Origin of the sequence: Streptomyces sp. NPDC102437, from assembly GCF_044765565.1 — a bacterium.
Classification (GTDB): domain Bacteria; phylum Actinomycetota; class Actinomycetes; order Streptomycetales; family Streptomycetaceae; genus Streptomyces.
In genome coordinates, this window is sequence record NZ_JBIWKI010000037.1 from 1 (window position 1) to 20,082 (window position 20,082).

18 protein-coding genes and 2 pseudogenes are annotated in these 20,082 nt (G+C 70.2%); 14 read left to right on the forward strand and 6 right to left on the reverse strand.

The window, feature by feature from the left end; genetic code table 11:
* The 7 genes and pseudogenes from ACIRJP_RS32745 to mug form a co-directional block, all read left to right on the forward strand.
* Positions 1-89, forward strand: a pseudogene (locus tag ACIRJP_RS32745) (lytic transglycosylase); the annotation flags it as partial.
* A 156-nt stretch (positions 90-245) separates the two neighbouring features.
* Entirely contained in the window at positions 246-671 is a 426-nt protein-coding gene (locus ACIRJP_RS32750) for a GNAT family N-acetyltransferase (protein WP_266735347.1), read from the forward strand.
* Between the two features lie 172 nt (positions 672-843).
* Positions 844-2,181, forward strand: a complete 1,338-nt coding sequence (locus ACIRJP_RS32755) for a hemolysin family protein (RefSeq protein WP_404182074.1) — start codon at positions 844-846, stop codon at positions 2,179-2,181.
* Entirely contained in the window at positions 2,178-3,197 is a 1,020-nt protein-coding gene (locus tag ACIRJP_RS32760) for a hemolysin family protein (protein ID WP_404182076.1), read from the forward strand. Before ACIRJP_RS32755 ends, ACIRJP_RS32760 begins: the two co-directional genes overlap by 4 nt.
* Before the next feature lie 120 nt (positions 3,198-3,317).
* The gene (locus tag ACIRJP_RS32765; protein ID WP_404182079.1) at positions 3,318-4,166 is read left to right on the forward strand and encodes an SGNH/GDSL hydrolase family protein; all 849 of its coding nucleotides are present in this window, start codon (positions 3,318-3,320) and stop codon (positions 4,164-4,166) included.
* Between the two features lie 59 nt (positions 4,167-4,225).
* Positions 4,226-5,668: an adenylosuccinate lyase gene (gene purB, locus ACIRJP_RS32770; protein ID WP_404182083.1), complete on the forward strand. Its 1,443-nt coding sequence runs from the start codon at positions 4,226-4,228 to the stop codon at positions 5,666-5,668.
* Positions 5,669-5,687: 19 nt separating this feature from the next.
* Positions 5,688-6,287 (forward strand): G/U mismatch-specific DNA glycosylase, encoded by a 600-nt coding sequence (gene mug, locus ACIRJP_RS32775; RefSeq protein WP_404182086.1) that lies wholly within the window; start codon positions 5,688-5,690, stop codon positions 6,285-6,287.
* Positions 6,288-6,391: 104 nt separating this feature from the next.
* Here the strand turns inward: mug and ACIRJP_RS32780 are convergent, their stop codons facing one another.
* The 3 genes from ACIRJP_RS32780 to ACIRJP_RS32790 form a co-directional block, all read right to left on the reverse strand.
* Positions 6,392-6,829 carry a hypothetical protein gene (locus tag ACIRJP_RS32780; protein WP_404182089.1) on the reverse strand — a complete coding sequence of 146 codons (438 nt, stop codon included), beginning with the start codon at positions 6,827-6,829 and terminating at the stop codon, positions 6,392-6,394.
* A gap of 97 nt (positions 6,830-6,926) precedes the next feature.
* Positions 6,927-7,664 carry an ABC transporter permease gene (locus ACIRJP_RS32785; protein ID WP_404182092.1) on the reverse strand — a complete coding sequence of 246 codons (738 nt, stop codon included), beginning with the start codon at positions 7,662-7,664 and terminating at the stop codon, positions 6,927-6,929.
* A 2-nt stretch (positions 7,665-7,666) separates the two neighbouring features.
* On the reverse strand, positions 7,667-8,605 hold the full coding sequence (locus ACIRJP_RS32790) for an ABC transporter ATP-binding protein (protein ID WP_404182095.1): 939 nt from the start codon (positions 8,603-8,605) through the stop codon (positions 7,667-7,669).
* Positions 8,606-8,713: 108 nt separating this feature from the next.
* Here ACIRJP_RS32790 and ACIRJP_RS32795 point away from each other — a divergent pair, with 108 nt between their 5' ends.
* The 3 genes from ACIRJP_RS32795 to ACIRJP_RS32805 all read left to right on the forward strand — a co-directional run bounded on the left by ACIRJP_RS32795 (position 8,714) and on the right by ACIRJP_RS32805 (position 11,976).
* Positions 8,714-9,907, forward strand: coding sequence for a sensor histidine kinase (locus tag ACIRJP_RS32795; RefSeq protein ID WP_404182098.1), 1,194 nt, complete (start codon positions 8,714-8,716; stop codon positions 9,905-9,907).
* A 160-nt stretch (positions 9,908-10,067) separates the two neighbouring features.
* The gene (locus tag ACIRJP_RS32800) at positions 10,068-10,718 is read left to right on the forward strand and encodes a response regulator transcription factor (protein ID WP_072489065.1); all 651 of its coding nucleotides are present in this window, start codon (positions 10,068-10,070) and stop codon (positions 10,716-10,718) included.
* 100 nt (positions 10,719-10,818) lie between these two features.
* The gene (locus tag ACIRJP_RS32805) at positions 10,819-11,976 is read left to right on the forward strand and encodes an ROK family protein (protein WP_404182101.1); all 1,158 of its coding nucleotides are present in this window, start codon (positions 10,819-10,821) and stop codon (positions 11,974-11,976) included.
* Between the two features lie 64 nt (positions 11,977-12,040).
* Here ACIRJP_RS32805 and ACIRJP_RS32810 read toward each other — a convergent pair whose 3' ends face one another.
* Entirely contained in the window at positions 12,041-12,808 is a 768-nt protein-coding gene (locus ACIRJP_RS32810; RefSeq protein WP_404182104.1) for a GntR family transcriptional regulator, read from the reverse strand.
* A 261-nt stretch (positions 12,809-13,069) separates the two neighbouring features.
* Positions 13,070-13,963 carry an RNA polymerase sigma factor SigJ gene (sigJ, locus tag ACIRJP_RS32815; protein WP_404182107.1) on the reverse strand — a complete coding sequence of 298 codons (894 nt, stop codon included), beginning with the start codon at positions 13,961-13,963 and terminating at the stop codon, positions 13,070-13,072.
* Between the two features lie 153 nt (positions 13,964-14,116).
* On the opposite strand from sigJ, the pseudogene ACIRJP_RS32820 reads away from it, so the two are divergent.
* Positions 14,117-14,458, forward strand: a pseudogene (locus tag ACIRJP_RS32820) (alpha/beta fold hydrolase); the annotation flags it as partial.
* On the opposite strand, the gene ACIRJP_RS32825 reads toward ACIRJP_RS32820, so the two are convergent.
* The gene (locus ACIRJP_RS32825; protein ID WP_404182110.1) at positions 14,438-15,403 is read right to left on the reverse strand and encodes a DMT family transporter; all 966 of its coding nucleotides are present in this window, start codon (positions 15,401-15,403) and stop codon (positions 14,438-14,440) included. The pseudogene ACIRJP_RS32820 and the gene ACIRJP_RS32825 overlap by 21 nt on opposite strands.
* 47 nt (positions 15,404-15,450) lie before the next feature.
* On the opposite strand from ACIRJP_RS32825, the gene ACIRJP_RS32830 reads away from it, so the two are divergent.
* The 3 genes from ACIRJP_RS32830 (at position 15,451) to ACIRJP_RS32840 (ending at position 20,060) form a co-directional block, all read left to right on the forward strand.
* Positions 15,451-16,944: a PLP-dependent aminotransferase family protein gene (locus ACIRJP_RS32830; protein WP_404182113.1), complete on the forward strand. Its 1,494-nt coding sequence runs from the start codon at positions 15,451-15,453 to the stop codon at positions 16,942-16,944.
* Positions 16,945-17,035: 91 nt separating this feature from the next.
* Positions 17,036-18,616 (forward strand): alkaline phosphatase D family protein, encoded by a 1,581-nt coding sequence (locus tag ACIRJP_RS32835; RefSeq protein ID WP_404182115.1) that lies wholly within the window; start codon positions 17,036-17,038, stop codon positions 18,614-18,616.
* A 73-nt stretch (positions 18,617-18,689) separates the two neighbouring features.
* Positions 18,690-20,060, forward strand: a complete 1,371-nt coding sequence (locus tag ACIRJP_RS32840; RefSeq protein ID WP_404182118.1) for an SWIM zinc finger family protein — start codon at positions 18,690-18,692, stop codon at positions 20,058-20,060.
* Positions 20,061-20,082: the final 22 nt, after the last annotated feature.

The window sequence follows — 20,082 nt, forward strand, 5'->3', positions numbered from 1 at the left end:
TCACCGACCCCGTCGCCAACATCACCGCGGCCGCCAACTACGCCGCCGACCGCTACGGATCCATCGACAACGTCAACTCCGCCTACTGAGCAGCGAGTTCACCGAGTCACGGAATCACCGACTCACGAGATCACTGAGCCGCGGAACCGCTGATCCGCGGAGTCACGGAATCGCCGAGTCGCCGCACCGCCTCCAGATGGCGAAATCATTCGCCGATCGGATCCGCGCTCTGCTTGGCTCGCCCCATGAGTGATCTCCGCATACGCCACGCCGGCCTCCCCGACATCGACACCGTGTTGCGCTTCTGGCGCGAGGCCGCGGAGGGTACGAGCATCAGCGACGACCACGACGGAGTGGCCCGGCTCATTTCGACAGACCCCGAAGCCCTGCTGCTGGCGGCCCGTGACGGCCGCCTCGTGGGAACCGTCATCGCCGGTTTCGACGGCTGGCGGTGCTCCGCCTACCGGCTGGCCGTGCACCCCGACTGCCGCCGGCAAGGGGTCGCCACCGCCTTGATGGAAGCGGCGGAACAGCGATTCCTCGCCCTTGGCGGGCGACGGGTCGACGCCATGGTCCTCGAAGCCAACGAACGGGCACACCACGCCTGGGCCGCGAGCGGCTACCACCGCGAGGATCACTGGCGGCGCTGGGTGAAGCCGCTCAGCGACTGAGGAGATCAGCGGCGAGACGGCCGACTTTGCCGATCCTTTACTATGGTCCCCTCCTGTTCGATCCTTCCGAAAGGTGTGAGCGTCCGTCCATGGGCGAGCCTCCCAGTAGTCGATATCGTCGGCACCGAGCGATCCTCCTGTCCCTGCCCGATCATGGGACGGAGGTGAACCGATGACCGAAGTGCTCCTACTGCTCGTGGCGGTACTGCTATCGCTGGCCTGCGGCGCCTTCGTCGCGGCCGAGTTCTCTCTGACGACGGTCGAGCGCGGACAGCTCGAACGCGCCGTCGAGCGGGGCGAGCGGGGCGCGGCGAGCGCCATGAAGGCCGTACGCAGCCTCACCTTCCAGCTCTCCGGTGCGCAGCTCGGCATCACCGTCACCAACCTGGTGGTCGGCATGCTCTCCGAACCGTCCATCGCGAAGCTGATCCGCGGTCCGGTGGAGGCGGCCGGCCTCTCCCCGAGCGTTGCGTCCTCGGTGGCCCTGGTGCTGGGAACGGCGCTGTCCACCGTGTTCCTGATGATCGTCGGTGAACTGGTCCCGAAGAACTGGGCGATCTCCTCCCCGCTCGCCGTGGCGAAGACCGTGGCCACCCCGCAGCGGGCCTTCACCGCCGTCTTCCGCCCCTTCATCAGCCACCTCAACAACACCGCCAACCGGATCGTGCGCCGCTTCGGCCTCGAACCGGCCGAGGAACTGGCCTCCGCGCGAAGCCCGCAGGAGCTGGCGGCGCTGGCCCGGCACAGCGCGAAGGAAGGTGCGCTGGAGGCCGACACGGCGGAACTGTTCGTCCGCACGCTGAACCTGGCCGAACTGACGGCGGAGAACGTGATGACCCCCCGGGTCCAGGTCACCGCGCTGGAGGCACAGGCGACCGCCGAGGACGTCGCGAACGCCACCCGGGCGACGGGCCTGTCCCGTTTCCCCGTCTACCTCGGCAGCCTGGACACCGTCGTCGGCGTGGCGCACATCAAGGACGTGCTGGCCATCCCCGCCGAGCAGCGGTCCCGTATCCGCGTGTCGGAGATGCTGCGCGAACCCCTGCTCGTGCCGGAGACGCTCACGGTGGACCGGCTCCTGGACCGGTTGTCGGGCAAGCTCGCCATGGCCGTCGTCATCGACGAGTACGGCGGCACCGCGGGCGTCGTGACGCTGGAGGACATCGTCGAGGAAGTGGTCGGTGAGGTGCGCGACGAACACGACCCGCATGAGACCGCGGACCTCGCACCAGCTGGCGAGGACGCCGACGGGCGGACCCTGTGGTCGGCCGACGGCGCCGCCCGCATCGACCAGCTGAAGACGATCGGGCTGCGGGTGCCGGACGGACCGTACGAGACACTCGCCGGGCTCGTTGCCACCGAGGTCGGCCGCATCCCGGCAGTGGGTGACACGGTCGAGCTGGCGAATTGGCGGATCGACGTGGTCGACGCATCCGGACGCCGCGCCGCGCGGGCCCTGCTGCACGCGCCGCTGCCCGGCGGCGACGAGCGGACGGAGGACGCACGATGATCGCCGTCCAGCTCTTCATCGGACTGATGACCCTGGTCGTCAATGCCTTCTTCGTCGGGGCGGAATTCGCGCTGATCTCCGTGCGCCGCAGTCAGATCGAGCCCGAGGCCGAGGCCGGGAACCGGCGGGCGCGCAGCGTCATCTGGGGCCTCGAACACGTATCGGCGCTGCTCGCGGCCGCGCAGCTGGGCATCACCCTCTGCACTCTGGTGCTCGGTATCGTCGCCGAGCCGGCCTTCGCGCACCTGCTGGAGCCGGTGTTCGACGCGGTGGGCGTCCCGCACGGACTGATCCATCCGATCTCGTTCGTGATCGCGCTGTCCGTGGCGACGTATCTGCACATGCTCCTCGGCGAGATGGTGCCGAAGAACATCGCTCTGGCCGAGCCCCTGCGCGCCGCACTGCTGCTCGGACCGCCGCTGGTGGCCCTCGCCAGGGCGCTGCGCCCGGTGATCTTCGCGATCAACGCCTTCGCCAACGCGCTGCTCAAGATCCTGCGGGTCGAAACGAAGGGCGAGGTGACCGCCACGTTCTCCGACGACGAACTGGCCCGGCTGGTGACGGACTCGGGCGACGCCGGGCTGGTCGACGACCGCTCGGCCGAGCGATTGCGGCACGCCCTGGAGCTGGGCCGTCGTCCGGTGCGTGATGTGGCGATGCCGGTGGACCGGGTCGTGTACGCCAAGGTCGGAACCACGCCGGAGCAGCTTGAGCGGCTCTCGAACGAGACCGGCTTCTCACGCTTCCCCGTGATGGACAGCGAGGAGCGGATCCTGGGCTACCTCCATGTGAAGGACGCCCTCGATGCCACACCGCGCGACGTGCCCTTCCCTGTGACGGCGATGCGCCCGATCGCGCGGGTCCGGGCCGGCACACCGCTCGACGACGCCCTGACCGCGCTGCGACGCAGCCGTACGCACCTGGCGGCGGTGCTCGACGAGGACGACAGGCTGGCCGGAATGGTCACCATGGAGGACGTGCTCCGCGAGCTGGTGGGGCGCCCGAAGGCGCGCTGACCGATGTGGGGGCCGCGGCACGGAATTCCGGCCGCGGCCTCCTCAGTCGCCTTCCGGCCTCTTCCGGCCCGTTCCGGCCCCAGGGAGTGGCCGGACCCGCCGCGATACGATCGCATCGCCATGGAAACAAATGCCTCCTACAACAGTCTTGTCGCGGTCGGCGACTCGTTCACCGAGGGCATGTCGGACCTGCTGCCCGACGGTTCGTACCGCGGCTGGGCCGACGTCCTCGCCGGACGGCTCGCCGCCCGCACGCCGGGATTTCGCTACGCGAATCTCGCCGTACGGGGCAAGCTGATCGGGCAGATCGTCGACGAGCAGGTCGATGTGGCCGCCGCCATGCGGGCAGATGTCGTCACACTCGTCGGCGGACTCAACGACGCACTGCGGCCCAAGTGCGACATGGGCATGGTCCGTGGACGGCTCGAAGAGGCAGTGGAGCGACTCGCCCCCTCGTGCAACACTCTCGTGCTCATGCGAAGCCCGGGGCGCAACGGTCCGGTGATGGAGCGTTTCCGTCCGCGGATGGAGGAGCTGTTCGCCCTGGTCGACGATCTGGCTGCCCGGCACGAAGCGGTGGTCGTCGATCTGTACGGGGCACCGGCCCTGGGTGATCCCCGAATGTGGGATGTCGACCGGCTGCATCTGACGGCGGACGGGCACACCAGGGTCGCCGAGGCGGTCTGGCAGACGCTGGGACTGCCTCCGGGGAACGACTGGCGCACGCCCCTGCCTACCGCCGTACCGCCCAGGTGGGCCAGACGGCGGGTCGACGACCTCCGCTTCGCCCGCGAACACCTGATGCCGTGGATCGGCCGCCGCCTGACCGGCCGCTCGTCCGGCGACGGCCGGACGGGCGCCCAGTACAGCTCCGAGCTGGGTCGGGCTTTCTGGGTCACCCCCGAGGACAACGGCGCCCCCGGCCCCGTGGCGACCTGGCGCCGGATCGACTCGGCGCCGCTCTCGTAGCAACCCACAAACCGGACCGCGGCGCTGGCCTGCACAAACCACCAGTAGAATCCGGACACGTGACTGCTGTGTCTGCGAAGCCTCGCATCCCCAATGTCCTGGCCGGCCGCTACGCCTCCACGGAGCTGGCCGTCCTCTGGTCCCCCGAGCAGAAGGTGAAGCTGGAACGCCAGCTGTGGCTGGCGGTGCTGCGCGCTCAGAAGGACCTCGGGATCGAGGTTCCGGACGTCGCGCTCGCCGATTACGAACGTGTCATCGACCAGGTCGACCTTGCCTCGATCGCCGAGCGCGAGAAGGTCACCCGGCACGACGTCAAGGCCCGGATCGAGGAGTTCAACGCCCTCGCCGGCCACGAGCAGGTCCACAAGGGCATGACGTCCCGGGATCTCACGGAGAACGTCGAGCAGCTGCAGATCAGGCTCTCCCTGGAGCTGATGCGCGACCGCACGGTGGCGGTCCTGACCCGGCTCGGCAAGCTGTCGGGCGAGTACCGCGAACTGGTCATGGCCGGCCGCTCCCACAACGTCGCCGCCCAGGCGACCACGCTCGGCAAGCGGTTCGCGACCGCGGCCGACGAGCTGCTGGTGGCCTACGGACGGCTCGAAGACCTGCTGGACCGCTACCCGCTGCGGGGCATCAAGGGCCCCGTCGGCACGGCGCAGGACATGCTCGACCTGCTGGGCGGCGACGCCGGGAAGCTCGCCGACCTCGAACAGCGCATCGCCGCACACCTCGGCTTCTCCCAGGCCTTCACCTCGGTCGGCCAGGTCTACCCGCGCTCGCTCGACTACGACGTGGTGACCGCGCTGGTCCAGCTGGCCGCGGCCCCGTCGTCGGTCGCCAAGACGATCCGTCTGATGGCCGGGCACGAGCTGGTGACCGAGGGCTTCAAGCCGGGTCAGGTCGGCTCGTCCGCAATGCCGCACAAGATGAACACCCGGTCCTGCGAGCGGGTCAACGGCCTGATGGTGATCCTGCGCGGATACGCGTCGATGACCGGTGAACTGGCGGGCGACCAGTGGAACGAGGGCGACGTGTCCTGCTCCGTGGTCCGCCGGGTAGCGCTCCCGGACGCCTTCTTCGCGTTCGATGGTCTGCTGGAGACCTTCCTGACGGTGCTCGACGAGTTCGGCGCGTTCCCGGCAGTCGTCGCCCGTGAGCTGGATCGCTACCTCCCGTTCCTCGCTACGACCAAGGTCCTGATGGGCGCGGTGCGCGCGGGTGTCGGCCGTGAGGTCGCACACGAGGCGATCAAGGAGAACGCGGTCGCCTCGGCCCTGGCCATGCGCGAGCAGGGCGCCGAGCGCAATGAGCTGCTCGACAAGCTGGCCGCCGATAACCGCATCCCGCTGGACCGCGCGCAGCTCGACGCGCTGATGGCCGACAAGCTCTCCTTCACCGGGGCTGCGGGTGACCAGGTCACGGCGCTGGTGTCCCGCATCGAGGAGATCGCCAAGCAGCACCCCGAGGCCGCCGCATACACACCGGGCTCCATCCTCTGACGGCCATGACCCCAGCCGGATGACACCCGAAGAGCTCCAGGCCGCCCGCGACCGCACCGTTCCCGATGTGGTCTCGGGCGGCCTGCGTGTGCTGTTCTGCGGGATCAACCCGAGCCTGATGGCGGGGGCAACGGGCCACCACTTCGCCCGCCCCGGCAATCGGTTCTGGCCGGTACTCCATCGGTCGGGCTTCACACCGCGGCAGTTGAAGCCGGCCGAACAGAGCGAACTGCTGCGATACGGCCTCGGCATCACCAATGTGGTCGCGAGGGCCACCGCCCGCGCGGACGAGCTCACCGCCGAGGAATTCCGCGCGGGCGGTCAGATCCTGGCAGCCAAGGTAGAACTGCTGCGACCGCAGTGGCTGGCGGTCGTAGGGGTCACGGCGTACCGCACGGCCTTCGGTAGGCGTACCGCACGGATCGGCCCGCAGGACCACGCGATCGGCCGCGCCCGCGTCTGGGCCCTGCCCAACCCCAGCGGCCTCAACGCCCGCTGGACCGCTCAGACAATGGCGGAGGAGTATGGCCGCCTCCTCGCCTGCGTCAACCACAACACTGCCGACCCCACTTTTCCCGCTACCCCCGCCGATCCCGCGCGGGCCGCGGAAGCCCCCTGACACACCTGGCGCCACAGCCTCCGCTCCCGGCACCGGGTCTCGACCGCACCGAACGTCTCCCCGAACGTCGTTCCGACCGACCGACGACCGATGGCCTGCTCAGGTCACGGCGGATCGATCTCCGTCACTACGACGTTCAACTCACACCCCGGCCCTTCCTCCTCCAGGTAGAGCCCGATGCCGATCCACCGCTCCTCGATCCTCCAGAGCTGGAGAAAGTCGCAGCCCGCAACCGTATCGGCCCACGCCTCCGGTATCTCCTCGCCGGCGGTCATCCGCTCCTGTGCACTCCACAGGCTGATCGCCTGCGGCTCACCCCAGCGACCGGCGAGCAGTGTCAGCAGTGCGTCATGCTCCGCGAGGCACTGGGCCCGGTGTTCCAGTCGCCGCACCTCGTCGTCGTCCCAGTGATCGACGTCCGCGTGCAGGGACGCCGTGTGGTAGCCGGGCCCGCTGACTCCCGAGCCTGACCGGATGCGCTCCGCGGGAAAGCCCGAGGTGCGCATCGCGTCGATGAGGCGGAGGTGATGTGCGGTGGTCATGCCGCCAGTAAACCGTGCAGCACTGACAAGCCGCTCCTCGCCATGGCCTTTGAGGTGCTTTCAGCCGCCGTGATCCGTATTGAATCGTGGCAACCGGCTACGCGTCCCTGCGCCGGAGCGCCCACCAGCCCGCCAATAGGGCAGCCACCGCCCAGGCCGCTGTCACCGCGAGCCCGCCCCACGGTCCGAGACTGCCCTCGGGGTTCTGGTGGAGCACCAACTGTCCTGCCCGGTCGGGCAGATACTGCGCGGCTCCGCCTGCGACATCACCGACCACGAAGGAGACTATGAGGACGAACGGGATGAGCAGGCTGAGCACGGCTACGGCGCTGCGCAGCACAACGGTCAGTCCGGCGGCGAACAGGGCCATCAGCGCCAGATATATCCCGCCTCCGAAGGCCGCCCGCAGCGCGCCCGGCTCCCCCAGGTCGATCGCGTACTTGCCCATGAACAGCTGTCCCACCAGGAAGGCGCCGAAGCTGGTGACGAGGCCGACGACAAGTGCCGGCGCTCCGACGAGCGCGATCTTGGCAGCGTAGAAGAGATTGCGGCGTGGCACGGCGGCGAGCGATATCCGCAGGGCTCCGTTGAGGTACTCGGACGAGATCGCGGTCGCTCCGAAGCTGATGGCCGCGATCTGGCCGAAGTTCAGCGCGTAGAAGGCGTCGAAGACCGGCTCGGCGTCGGCATTGTCCGCCTCGACCTGGCCGACCGTGGAGAACGCGAGCAGGGTGACGGCAAGTGTCACGGCGAGGACGGATATCAAAGATCCCGTGACGGACCGGACCGATCTGATCTTGATCCACTCGGAACGCAGTACTGCGGTGGTCGACATGGTCAGGCCTCCTGACGGTTGGCGGTTGAGGTGGACGCCGATGCGAATTCCGTGGCGTCGGCGGTGAGGTCGAGGTAGGCCTGTTCCAACGTGACCTGCTCATCGACGAGTTCAAGGACAGGAATTCCTTCGGCAGCGGCTATCGCACCGACCTCCCCTGCCTTCGCGCCCTCGATGGCCCATGAGCCGTCCTCGCTCTGCACGGGGTCATATCCCTTGCGGATGAGGACATCGCGCAGCCGCGTGGATTCGGTCGTCCGCATCCGTGCGCGCGGCTTGCTGCGGGAGTCCAGGAAATCCTGCATCGGCAGGTCCGCGAGGAGCCGGCCCCTGCCGAGGATCACGAGGTGGTCGGCGAACGACGAGGTCTCGTTCATCAGATGGCTGGAGACCAGGACCGTGCGTCCCTCGCGGGCGAGCCGCTTCATCAGCTCCCGGATCCAGATGATGCCTTCCGGATCGAGACCGTTGGACGGCTCGTCCAGCATCACGACCTCCGGATCGCCCAGCAACGCGGCCGCTATGCCCAGCCGCTGTCGCATGCCGAGTGAGAAGGTCTTGATCCGGGTTCCGCCGACCTCGCTGAGGCCTGCCTCTTCCAGAACCTCCTCGACCCTGCGCGCACCGAGGCCGTTGCTGACCGCCAGGGCGAGCAAGTGGTTCCGCGCGGTGCGCGAGCCATGGGCGGCCTGAGCGTCCAGCAGGGCGCCCACCCGATGCAGCGGATCGCTGAGCGCGGCGTAGGGCTGCCCGCCGATCGTGGCCTTGCCGCCGGTGGGCCGGTCGAGGCCGAGGACAAGTCGCATGGTGGTGGACTTACCCGCGCCGTTGGGACCGAGGAAGCCGGTGACGCGCCCCGGGTGCACACTGAACGTGAGGTTGTCCACGGCACGGGTCGTGCCGTATGCCTTCGTGAGCTCGTGGACATCGATGCTGGTCATGTCCTCAGCCTCGCCGTCGCGTCCGGGTCCCCGCTTCCCCCGCGCGTGGGGATCGTCTCCCTCTCGCGGGGGAGCCGCCGCACGCATGCGGGCTGGCACGATGGCTGCATGTTCCGCCTTCTGCGCCCGCTCGCCGCATCTGTCACCTACACCCGGTGGCTGCATCTCCTCATCCCGGGTGCGGGTTACAGCGTGTGGTTGTTCATCTCTCCGGATTCCCCATGGGCGCCCATGGTCTTCGCGGTACCGGTCGGTCTGGTGCCCGGCATGCGGCTGGCCGAGGGGGTACAGGCACAACTTCTGCTCGCACCGGAGGAACGAGGCAAGGCTGATGCCAGCATCTCCGCGGCCACGGCCGCCACTTGGAGTGACCGCTGGAGAACCGTGCTGTGGCTGGAGATACGAATGCTGCTCGCCGTTCCCGTCGGGTACGCGACGGTATGGCTGTCGGCAACCGCGGTGGACCTCGTCCTCACCGCCTCCGGCAGCGGCCCGAGCGATCAATGGCTGGTCCGCGGAGTGGAGCCGCACTGGTGGTATGCCCTGCTCTCCCCCCTGCCACTCCTGCCGCTGCTCGCCGTCGTCGTGTTGAGCGGCCGGCTGATCACCGAGGCCGCCAAGCAGCTTCTCGGCCCCTCGCCGGTGCAGCGGCTGACCGCTCTGGAGGAGCGCACGGAGCAGTTGCTCGAGCGCAACCGCATCGCCCGGGAGCTGCATGACTCGATCGGGCACGCATTGACGGTCGCGGTCGTACAGGCCGGCGCGGCCCGGGCTGCGCACGACCCGGAGTTCACCGAACGGGCCCTGGCCGCGATCGAGGAGACGGGCCGGGACGCGCTCGACGATCTGGAACGGGTTCTGCGGGTGCTGCGCGAATCGGGGCCGCCCGTGGGGCAACGGCCGACGCTCGTCGAAGCGGACCGGCTCCTGGACTCCGCGCGCGGCTCGGGCGCGAAGATCGAAGCTGACGTATCAGGTCCGCTGGAGCAGGTTCCGGGCGCGGTCTCCCGCGAGGGATATCGCATCCTTCAGGAGTCCCTCACCAATGTGCTGCGTCATTCGGGTACGGTCCCCGTCCGCGTGCGGATCACCGTCGCCGACGGCGGGCTGGAGTTGGAGGTGACCAATCCGCTCAGCGCCGCGATAGCCGATTCGGCGGCTGTGCCGGGCGGCGGGAGCGGGCTGCGGGGCATCCGGGAGCGGGCCGCGCTGCTGGGTGGAAAGGCCGAGACGGGTCCGCACGAAGGGGAGTGGCGCGTTCGTGCCAGGCTCCCGTTGGACGGCCTGAGGGCTGCCCCTTAGCCCTTGGCCCATCAGTGCGGCGGCGTGGTGTCGGGTGGGGCAGGTCGCGAGACAGGGGGCGCCGGAAGACCGGGTGCGGGCGTTCCGGCGACGCGGCGAGGTGCCGCAACTGTCGTCGTGCGCCCACCAGGGGGTGTGGCACAGCGCTTAGGGTGGCCCAATGCCAGTTAGCGTACTTCTGGTCGACGACGAGCCCCTCGTCCGCGCGGGGTTGCGTGCGGTCCTTGAGGCCCAACCCGATATCGAGGTGGTGGGCGAGGCGGGCGATGGCGCCGCCGTGATCCCTCTGCTGCATCAGCTGCGCCCCGATGTGGTGGCCATGGATGTCAGGATGCCGTTGATGGACGGGATCGAGGCCACCCGGGTGGTGCTGCGTACGGTGCCTGATCCGCCGAAGATCCTTGTGGTGACCACCTTCGAGAACGACGAGTACGTCTACGAGGCGTTGCGTGCCGGTGCAGACGGTTTCCTCCTCAAACGTGCCCGGCCCGCCGAGATCGTGCATGCGGTGCGTCTGGTCGCCGAAGGCGAGTCGCTGCTCTTCCCGGCGGCGGTCCGGCAGCTCGCCGCCGAGTACGGAACGAGCAAGGCGCGCGCGGTCATGGACCGGGCAGCGCTGACCGAGCGGGAGTCCGCGGTCCTGCGGCTGATGGCCCGTGGCCTGTCGAACGCGGAAATCGCTGCCAAACTCGTGGTCGGCGTCGAGACGGTGAAGACCCATGTCAGTGCCGTCCTGGCCAAGTTGGGCGCGAGGGACCGTACCCAGGCGGTGATCGCGGCATATGAATCCGGGTTCGTCGCGCCGGGCTGAATTCCCGGCTGCAGGGAACCGCCTCGCGGCCCACGGTCGCCCCGCACCTGGGCAGCGAGTACCATCCGCCTGACATGCGCTAGAGCTGGGAGGACACACCGTGGGCCGGCTGACCGGTGGGGATCCGTCGCTGTTGCGACGCATCAATTCCGCGGTGGTACTGCATGCACTGCGAGGTGCCGACTCCCCGACCCTGACAGACCTGACCCGGATCACCGGGCTGTCCCGCCCGACGGTCGAAGGTGTCATGGAGGGGCTCTTCGAGGCCGGGCTGGTCGTCGAGTCGGGGCCCGACGGGGGCGAGACCCGGCGCCAGGGGCGGCCGGCCCGCCGTTTCCGGTTCCGTGCCGAGGCCGGGCATCTGCTCGGCATCGAGATCGGCCCGCACCGCGTTTCCGCGCTGCTGTCGGGGCTGGACGGCCGGATCATCGGCGCAGGCGCCCGCGAGGTGCCGGAGACCGCGGGCGCCGATGACCGGCTCGACAAGGTGAGGGCCGTGGTGGCCGACCTCCTGCGGCGGACGGGCGTGGCCAGGAGCAGTCTGCGCGCGGTCGGGGTCGGCAGTCCCGGCATCGTGGAGGCCGACGGGACGGTCCGGCTGGGCACCGCCCTGCCCGGCTGGACGGGTCTCGCGCTGGGCGAGCGGCTGAGGCGCTCCTTCCGCTGCCCGGTCCTGGTGGAGAACGACGCCAATGCCGCGGCGGTCGCGGAGCACTGGAAGGGCGCGGCCACAGAGTCCGACGACATCGTATTCGTCCTGGCGGGGCTGAGCCCGGGTGCCGGTTCGCTGATCGGTGGACGGCTGCACCGCGGGTTCGGCGGTGCGGCGGGCGAGATCGGCGCGCTGCATCTGCTCGGCCGCGAAGTGACTCCGGAGCGGCTTCTGTCCACGACGGACACCCCGCTGGATCCGCTGGACGAGCCCGCGGTCGCCGATGTGTTCGCGGAGGCCCGGCGCGGCGATGCCCGGGCTCAGGCCGCGGTCGAACGCTTCATTCAGCGTCTGGTGCACGATGTGGCGGCGCTGGCGCTGGCGCTGGACCCCGAGCTCGTGGTGGTGGGAGGCTGGGCCACCGGGCTGGACGATGTGCTCGATCCGCTCCGCAGTGAGCTGGCTCGCTACTGCCTCCGGCCGCCACGGGTCACGCTGTCGCTGCTCGGTGAGGCTGCGGTGGCCACCGGTGCGCTACGGCTGGCGCTCGACCACGTGGAGGAGCAGCTCTTCGCGGTGGAGGGGACGGTGACGGCCCGCCGCTGACTGCGACGGGCCGTGCATATCGACGGACGGTGCCTGCCTGCGTGGACCGGTGGAGCCGGCCCGGTCAGGAGGCCCGACGCTCCTGGTCGTGGTGGCTGATCTCCAGGTCTCCCGAGTCACCGAAGGTGAGTCGGCAGGTGTCGGCCCGGTACGTGGCGACGGAGAGCGCGGCGGTACCGACCGCCGCGAGGTAGCGGGTGGTGACGACGAGCACGGGGGCGCCGGGCAGCCGGTCGAGCTCCTTGGCGTCGTCCACACGCGCCGAGCCCAGCTCCACCGACCGGTCCTGGCCGTCGAGGCCGAGACGGTGCAGCTCGCGCAGAACACGGCGGGCCCGGGCAGGCCCGGACGGAGCGTCGATCGCGGAGAGTTCGGGCACGGACGACGACGGGACGTACAGGAGCTCCGCCGCGACGGTCTGCCCGTTGGTCACCCGGATCCGGCGCACGATGTGTATCGGCTCGTCGGCTTCCACGTCGAGCACGGCCGCCACCGCCGACGGCGCGACCGCGGTGGAGCAGTCCACCGGCTGCCAGACCTCGGCCGGACCTCCGCCGGACCAGTCCCGCTGTGCCGTGGAGACGGCGACCCCGACGCGCGGCGGCGCGACGGTGGTCCCGACGCCGCGGCGGCGCTGCAGCCTTCCTTCGAGTTCGAGCTGTTCCAGTGCCTGCCGGAGCGTGGCTCGGGCGACACCGAACCGGGCGGCGAGCTCGCGCTCGTTGGGCAGGATCTCCCCCACCGCAAAGTCCGAGTCGAGTGCCTCACTGAGCACGGTCTTGAGGTGCCAGTACTTCGGCTCCTGCACCGATTCCAGCTGCGTCGTCCCCACCCTGTCCTCCGCAATCACCCAGCGGCTATTCCGCGGCGTTATTTATTAAAGGTTCCTGTCTTAACGTTGAGACCATAGGACGGTACACACCCTTGGTCAAGACCAATCCTCGGTCGGTCACGCAGGGAAACGGGTCTCTGCCGCAGAGCGTTCACAGGACGTTCGTGGCGCCGTGAGGCGAACGCGGCAAAGAGCCCCACGACCGGGCAGGACGTGGGGCTTCGGACAGGCGCGACGAAGGGCCGGGCAGCCAGAGGCCGGCTACTTCTCCGGAAGGTCGGTGAAGCGGGTGAGCTTGTCTGGGTTCCGCACGATATATACGCACTGGATGAGCCCGTCCTCGACGTCGAGCTGAACGACCGAGTCGACCTTTCCGCCCAGGAACAGCAGCAGGCCGGGCCCGCCGTTGAGTTCCAGCAACCGGTGATCGAGGGCCTCGGCCTGGTCGTGGGCGACGGCGAAGAGGAAGCGGCCGACCTTGTCGGCTCTCTCGATGATCCGCAGCGGCGCCCTGGACTTTCCGCCGCTGTCCCCGACGAGCCGCGCGTCGGGGGCGAGCAGGGCCAGCAGCTCCTCGATGTCGCCGCCCGCCGCCGCGGCGAGGAACCGATCGGTGAGGTCACGGCGTTGCGCCGGGTCGACGTCGTAGCGCGGTTTGCGCTCCTCCACATGGCGCCGCGCACGTCCCGCCAGCTGGCGCACCGCAGCCTCGGTCCGGTCGAGGGCGGCGGCGATCTCGGCGTACGGGAAGCCGAACGCCTCGCGCAGCACGAAGACGGCCCTCTCCAGCGGCGACAGGGACTCCAGGACGACCAGCACGGCGATCGATACGGAATCGGCCAGCACCGCCTGCTCCGCAGTGTCTGGCTCGGACGGTCCGAAATCAGTGACGACCGGCTCCGGCAGCCATGGCCCGACGTACGCCTCGCGCCGCGACTGCACCTGGCGAAGCCGGTCGATGGCGAGGCGGGTGATGATCCTCACGAGAAAGGCGCGCGGCTCCCGCACGTCCTCACGGGACGCGGAGAACCAGCGGAGCCATGCCTCCTGCACCACGTCCTCGGCATCGGCGATCCGGCCCAGCATGCGGTAGGCGACGCCGGTGAGCACGGGGCGGTGGCTCTCGAAGACTTCGGTCGCGGTGTCGGCTGTCACTCCCCCATCCCAGCCGACCTGCCGCACCCTGTCCAGCGCGAATCACCAGCACTCTTGAACTGCGGACTACTGAACGGTAATTGTTATTGACGAGACGTCTAAGTCGCCTTCAGGCATGGCCCCTTCATGCCGGATCACCCCGGGAGCACCAGCATGTCCACCACGGTCTCGTTCAGCGTCGACTCATCGCAAGGGACCCGGACGGTGTCCCTGGCCTATGAACGGACGGGCGTCGGCGAGCCGCTGCTCCTGCTCCACGGCATCGGTCACCACCACCAGGCCTGGGATCCGGTGCTGTCCGTGCTCGCCGTGGAAAGGGACGTGATAGCGCTGGATCTCCCCGGCTTCGGTGTCTCGCCGGAGCTGCCCGAGGGGCTGCCGTACGACCTGCCGACCGTGGTGAAGGTGCTCGGCGCCTTCTGCGTGGCACTCGGTCTGGACCGACCGCATGTGGCGGGCCATTCGCTCGGCGGCCTACTGGCGCTGGGGCTCGGCGGTCTCGACACCAGTCGCTGACGACGCACCGGGCGCCGGGGCCGCACCCCGGGCCGCTTCGCTCCGCGACAGGACACCCGATCCGAGGGCAACCCCCAGCCCGACCAGAAGGCTGCTGCCGACCTGTGCGAGGCCGTACGAACCGGCGCCGACGAGCGGTGCGGTCAGCGCGGCGGAGACGGGGATCAGGCCGGAGAAGAGCGTGGCGCGCTCGGCGCCGATGCGCTGCATGCCGGTGTACCAGCAGACAAAACCGATCACCGTGACCACGGCTGCCTGCCACAGCAGCGCGAGCGCCTCCGCCGCGGTGGGCATCCGCAGCACACCGCTGCCGTCCAGGACCAGGCCGAGGCAGACCGACTCCGCGGCGGCGAGGGTGCAGACCGTGGCGGACAACAGCTTCGGTCCGAGCGGTCGAAGGACCGGTACGGCGAGCACGGCGAAACCGACCTCGCCCGCCAGCGCGCCGACCGAGCAGAGGATGCCGGCCAGGTCCGTACGGCCCCAGCCCTGGACGACGAAGGCCCCGGCGGCGACGAGCGCTGCCGCGTACAGGACCGTACGCGTGGGCCGGCGGCGGTCCATGAGTGGCGCGAGTACGGCTACGAAGATCGGGGCACAGCCCACGAACACCCCTGGAACGGCAGGTTCCGCAGATCGTTCCGCACCCAGCACGGCGAGGTTGAAGCCGACCATTCCGATGGCTGCCAGCAGCGCGAGCCGTCCCCACTGACGCCGGGTGAGCGTGCGCAGCACGGCAGTCGGCCGGGGCCGCTCGTCGCGGGCCAGGAGGATTACGAGCAGGAGCGCCGCGAGGCCGTAGCGCAGCGCCTGGCCGCCCGCGTACGGATGCTCGCCCAGGACACTGTTGGCGGTGAAGGAAGCACCCACGAGGATGCAGGCGAAGGCGGCCAGGAGCGCCCCGCGCAGAGAGCTGACGTTCATGGAATCGACGCTAGGCAGCCGGGCGGTCCGGTTTAAGGTCCACTTTCATGATGTCTTCGCAGACCAATTCGCGGTCGGAGCGCTCTCCGGACGGGGGGTCCGCCACGGCCGCCTGGGAGTTGCTGCTTCCGGCCGCCGCGGAGCCGGCCCGCCGGCGCGGTCGTGCCCTGCAGTCGGCCCTGCGCGAAGCCGTGCGTTCCGGCCGTCTCGTTCCGGGTACGAGGCTCCCGTCCAGCCGTGCGCTCGCCGCCGATCTGCGGGTGTCGCGGGGGCTGGTCACCGAGGCGTACGAGCAGCTCACGGCCGAGGGCTATCTGCGCAGCGGGCGTGGTGCGGGCACCTGGGTCGGCGAAGGGGTCCGCGCTCCGGTGGCGGGGGCGCGTGACCTAGCTCCGCGTGCAGCGGACGTGAGCGTGGACTTCCGGCCCGGAACGCCCGATCTTTCGCTGTTCCCGCGCAGTGCCTGGGCCGCCGCCCACCGCTCGGTGCTCGGCCGGCTGCCGCACGGCGCGCTCGGCTATCCCGATCCACGGGGGCTGCCCGTTCTGCGGGACGCCCTGGCCGCCCTTCTGTCCAGGCGCCGTGGGGTGGTCGCGGATCCGGAGCGCCTGGTGGTGTGCTCCGGCGTGGCGCAGGCGACGTCTCTGCTGGGGTTCGTACTGCACGGGCGCGGAGTGCGGACCGTCGGTGTCGAGGATCCAGGGAGCCCCGAACACTCCGCGCTGTTCGCGTCCGCGGGCATCACCACCATCGGTCTGCCGCTCGACGATGAGGGGCTGGTGACCGCGCCCCTCGTGCGCTCGGGAGTGCGCGCCGTGGTCACTACGCCGGCGCACCAGTTCCCCACCGGGATCGCCTACTCCGCCGCCCGTCGCGGCCGGCTTCTGGAGTGGGCGCGCGCCACGGACGGGCTGGTCGTGGAGGACGACTACGACGGCGACTTCCGCTACGACCGCGCACCGGTCGGCGCGCTGCAGGGGCTCGACCCGGAACACGTCGCGTACACCGGCTCGGTGAGCAAATCGCTGGCGCCCGGCCTCCGACTGGGCTGGCTGCTCGCACCGGCGGCCATGACCGACGAGATCGTCGCCCGCAAGCGCACGATGGATCTGGGCAATCCGGCCGTCGACCAGGCGGTCCTCGCCGACTTCATCACCCGGGGCGGCTACGACCGGCAGCTGCGCCGCTGTCAGCGCGCCTATCGCGAGCGTCGCGACACCCTCACGTCGATGCTGGCGGAGCACTTCCCAGGAACCGAGGTGAGCGGCATCGCCGCGGGTCTCCACATCATCGCCGCGCTGCCCGAGCGGTACGGCCCGGAGCCGGTGTTCATGGCGCGCGCGGCCGATGCCGGAGTCGCCCTGCGGCCGCTGGGTGCCTGCGGCACCGTGACGGGCGAGGACGGGGCGGTGCGCCTGGTGCTCGGTTACGCCCATCTGGCGCCGACCGACATCGAGCGGGGTGTACGTCTGCTGGCGGAGGCGCAACGGGGCGCGGGAGGACCGGCCACCGGCGGGGGCCGTGGCCGGGTGTTCATCTGAGGTTGGTGTACGCGCCGCCGACGGGAACAAGGGTGGAGTCGATCGACCGGTCACCCGTTCGTCCCACCGACCACGCCCCGGAGGCGCCTCGATGTCGTACGCTCCGCGTTTTCCGTCCCCCGCCCGCCGCAGTGTGCTGCGCGGTTCGCTCGCCGCGTCGGCCGCGCTCGCGCTCCCCGCGGTGGGCGCGGCTGCCCCTGCCTTCGCGTTGTCCGGCCGGCCGCGCGCGGCGTGGGGTGTGCAGGTGGGCGATGTGACCTCGTCGTCCGCGCTGGTCTGGGTGCGGTCGGACCGGCCGGCGCGGATGATCGTGGAGACATCGGCGACGGAGTCGTTCCGGCGGGCCCGCACCTGGCACGGTCCGCTCGTCGGTTCCGGCACCGACTTCACCGGGACGACTCCGCTGTACGGGCTGCCGCCGGGCGAGCAGGTGCACTACCGGGTGACGCTCGCCGATCCCCACGACCCGCGCCGTACCGGGGAGCCGGTGTACGGGACCTTCCGGACGGCCCCCGCCCGGCGTCGCGACGGGGTGCGCTTCCTGTGGTCCGGCGACATCGCGGGTCAGGGCTGGGGCATCAACCCGGACATCGGCGGTTACGCGGTGTACGACGAGATGCGCCGCCTCGATCCGGACTTCTTCCTGTGCAGCGGTGACAACATCTACGCGGACGGGGTGATCGAGCCGAGCGTGACGCTGCCCGACGGGCGGGTCTGGCGCAATGTCACCACCGAGGAGAAGGCGAAGGTCGCCGAGACCCTCGCCGAGTACCGCGGGAACTTCCGTTACAACCTGCTCGACCACAACCTCCGTGAGTTCAACGCACAGGTCCCGTCGATCGTTCAGTGGGACGACCACGAGGTGCGCAACAACTGGTATCCGGGGCAGATCCTCGACGATGCCCGGTACACCGAGAAGAACGTGGATGTGCTGGCGGCCCGTTCGATGCGGGCGTTCAGCGAGTACTTCCCGGCGTCCACGCCGCACTCCGCATCCGGCGAGGGCCGGATGCACCGCGTGGTGCGCCACGGTCCGCTGCTAGACGTGTTCGTGCTCGACATGCGGTCCTTCCGCAACGCCAACTCCCCCGGCCGGCAGCCCGACGACACTACGGGCATCCTCGGTGCCGAGCAGCTGCGGTGGCTCAAGCACGAGCTCTCCCGGTCCCGCGCGGTGTGGAAGGTGATCGCGGCGGACATGCCGCTGGGACTGGTGGTCCCCGACGGCGCGACGGACTTCGAGGCGGTCGCGCAGGGCGATCCCGGGGCCCCGCTCGGCCGTGAGCTGCAGATCGCGGAACTGCTGCGGTACATCAAGCACCGCCGGATCACCGGCACGTTGTGGCTGACCGCGGACGTGCACTACACGTCGGCGCAGCACTACGAGCCCGAGCGTGCGGTGTTCAAGGACTTCGCGCCTTTCTGGGAGTTCGTGTCGGGGCCGCTGGCCGCAGGTCAGTTCCAGGCGAACGCACTCGACGCGACGTTCGGTCCCGACCGGGTCTTCGTGCGGGCGCCGGACCGGGCGAACGTGTCGCCGATGGAGTCGCCGCAATACTTCGGGGAGGTCGACATCGACGGCGACAGCGGCGAGTTGACCGTGCGGTTGCGGGCGCAGGGCGGCTCCGTGCTGTTCAGCAAGGTGCTGCAGCCGGGGCGCGTCGGTCAGTGAACCTGCGCCCGGCGACCGGCCCCCGGGCGATGACCGGGGGCCGATTGTCAGTGGTGGGATCTACGGTTTTTCCATGACCCGATCCGTTCAGGCATTGGCCTACGCACGCCCGTCCGCTCTGGAGCCCTCGCAGTCGGGGCAGCTCCTCGGTCTGGAGACCTCCGGTGGCCTCACCCCGCGGGGTGCCGAGTCCCATCCCCGGTTCTTCTCCGGTTTCCTCACCTCGCCGGCGATCGCCGCCCGGGGACTGCTCGCGGTGGCGGACGTGGCGTCCACGCGCTACTACCAGCGCACGCTGCCCGCGTCGCTCGACCCTGTGGTGACGGGCAACGGCGACCGGCTGCGCTTCGAGTCGTTCTCCGGCTGCTGCGGGGTGTACGCACGCCTGGATGTGCTGCAGGAGGGTCTGGACGGGGCGCGGACGGGGCACGGGACGACGAATGTGGATGTCAACAATCCGCTGCGGGAGGCGCTTTCGCGGATAGCGGGTGACGATCCGCTGCATCTGCGGGTGGGTCCGGACGAGATGGCCGTCACCACGCTGGACGGCCCGGTCGTGGAGAAGAAGGTGCCGCTGCCCGACCGGTGGCTGCGTGGTTTCGCCGAGGCCCAGGTGGTGTCGGCCGGTTTCGATCTGCGGGTCGAGCTGTCGGCCGCCGAGGCCGTCCGGTTCCTCCGTTCGCTGCCGCGTTCGGGGAACGCCTCGCGGGGCGCCCGCTGGGTGGTTCCGGCCGGGAAGACGCTTCGGCCGACGACCCGGCCGGTGGCCGGGGCCGTGTGCCTGCCGGGACCGGAGCGGTTGGTGGCGTTGCAGCGGGTGCTGCGTCATGCCACGTCGCTCCGGGTGTACGGGCCGGTCACCGACGGGGCGGCGACCGCGAGTGCCTGGGAGGTCGTGCTGCCGGGCATGCGTCTCACGCTGACGCTCTCGCCCGATGCCTCGCGCGGTTTCTCGGGCGAGGGCGGTGTGCTCGACGCGCTGGCCACCGATGACGCGGCGGCCGACGCCGAGTTGGTGTCCGTGCTGCTGGCCTGGGAGCCCCTGATCGACACCGCCGACCTGGCGGAGCAGTCGGGTCTCACGGTGGAGCGGGTACGGGCCGCGCTCACCCGGCTGGGGACGGCGGGCCGGGTCGGCTACGACCTCGCGGACGCGGCCTACTTCCACCGCGAGCTGCCCTACGACGCCGACCGGACCGAGCGGCACAATCCGCGCCTGGTGGCGGCCCGGCAGCTGGCCGGCTCGGGTGCGGTCGTGCTCGACCAGGACGTGGCGGCCGTGATCTCGGGAGAACGCCGCTATCAGGTGAGGGAGAAGGACGGAATGCTGAGCTGCACCTGCCAGTGGTGGGCGGACTACCGAGGACGGCGGGGCCCGTGCAAGCACGTCCTGGCCGTCCGTATGGTCCGTCGCGGCGCCCCGGTCACCGGGGGTGTGCGATGAAGGAACTCCTCACCGCCGTAAG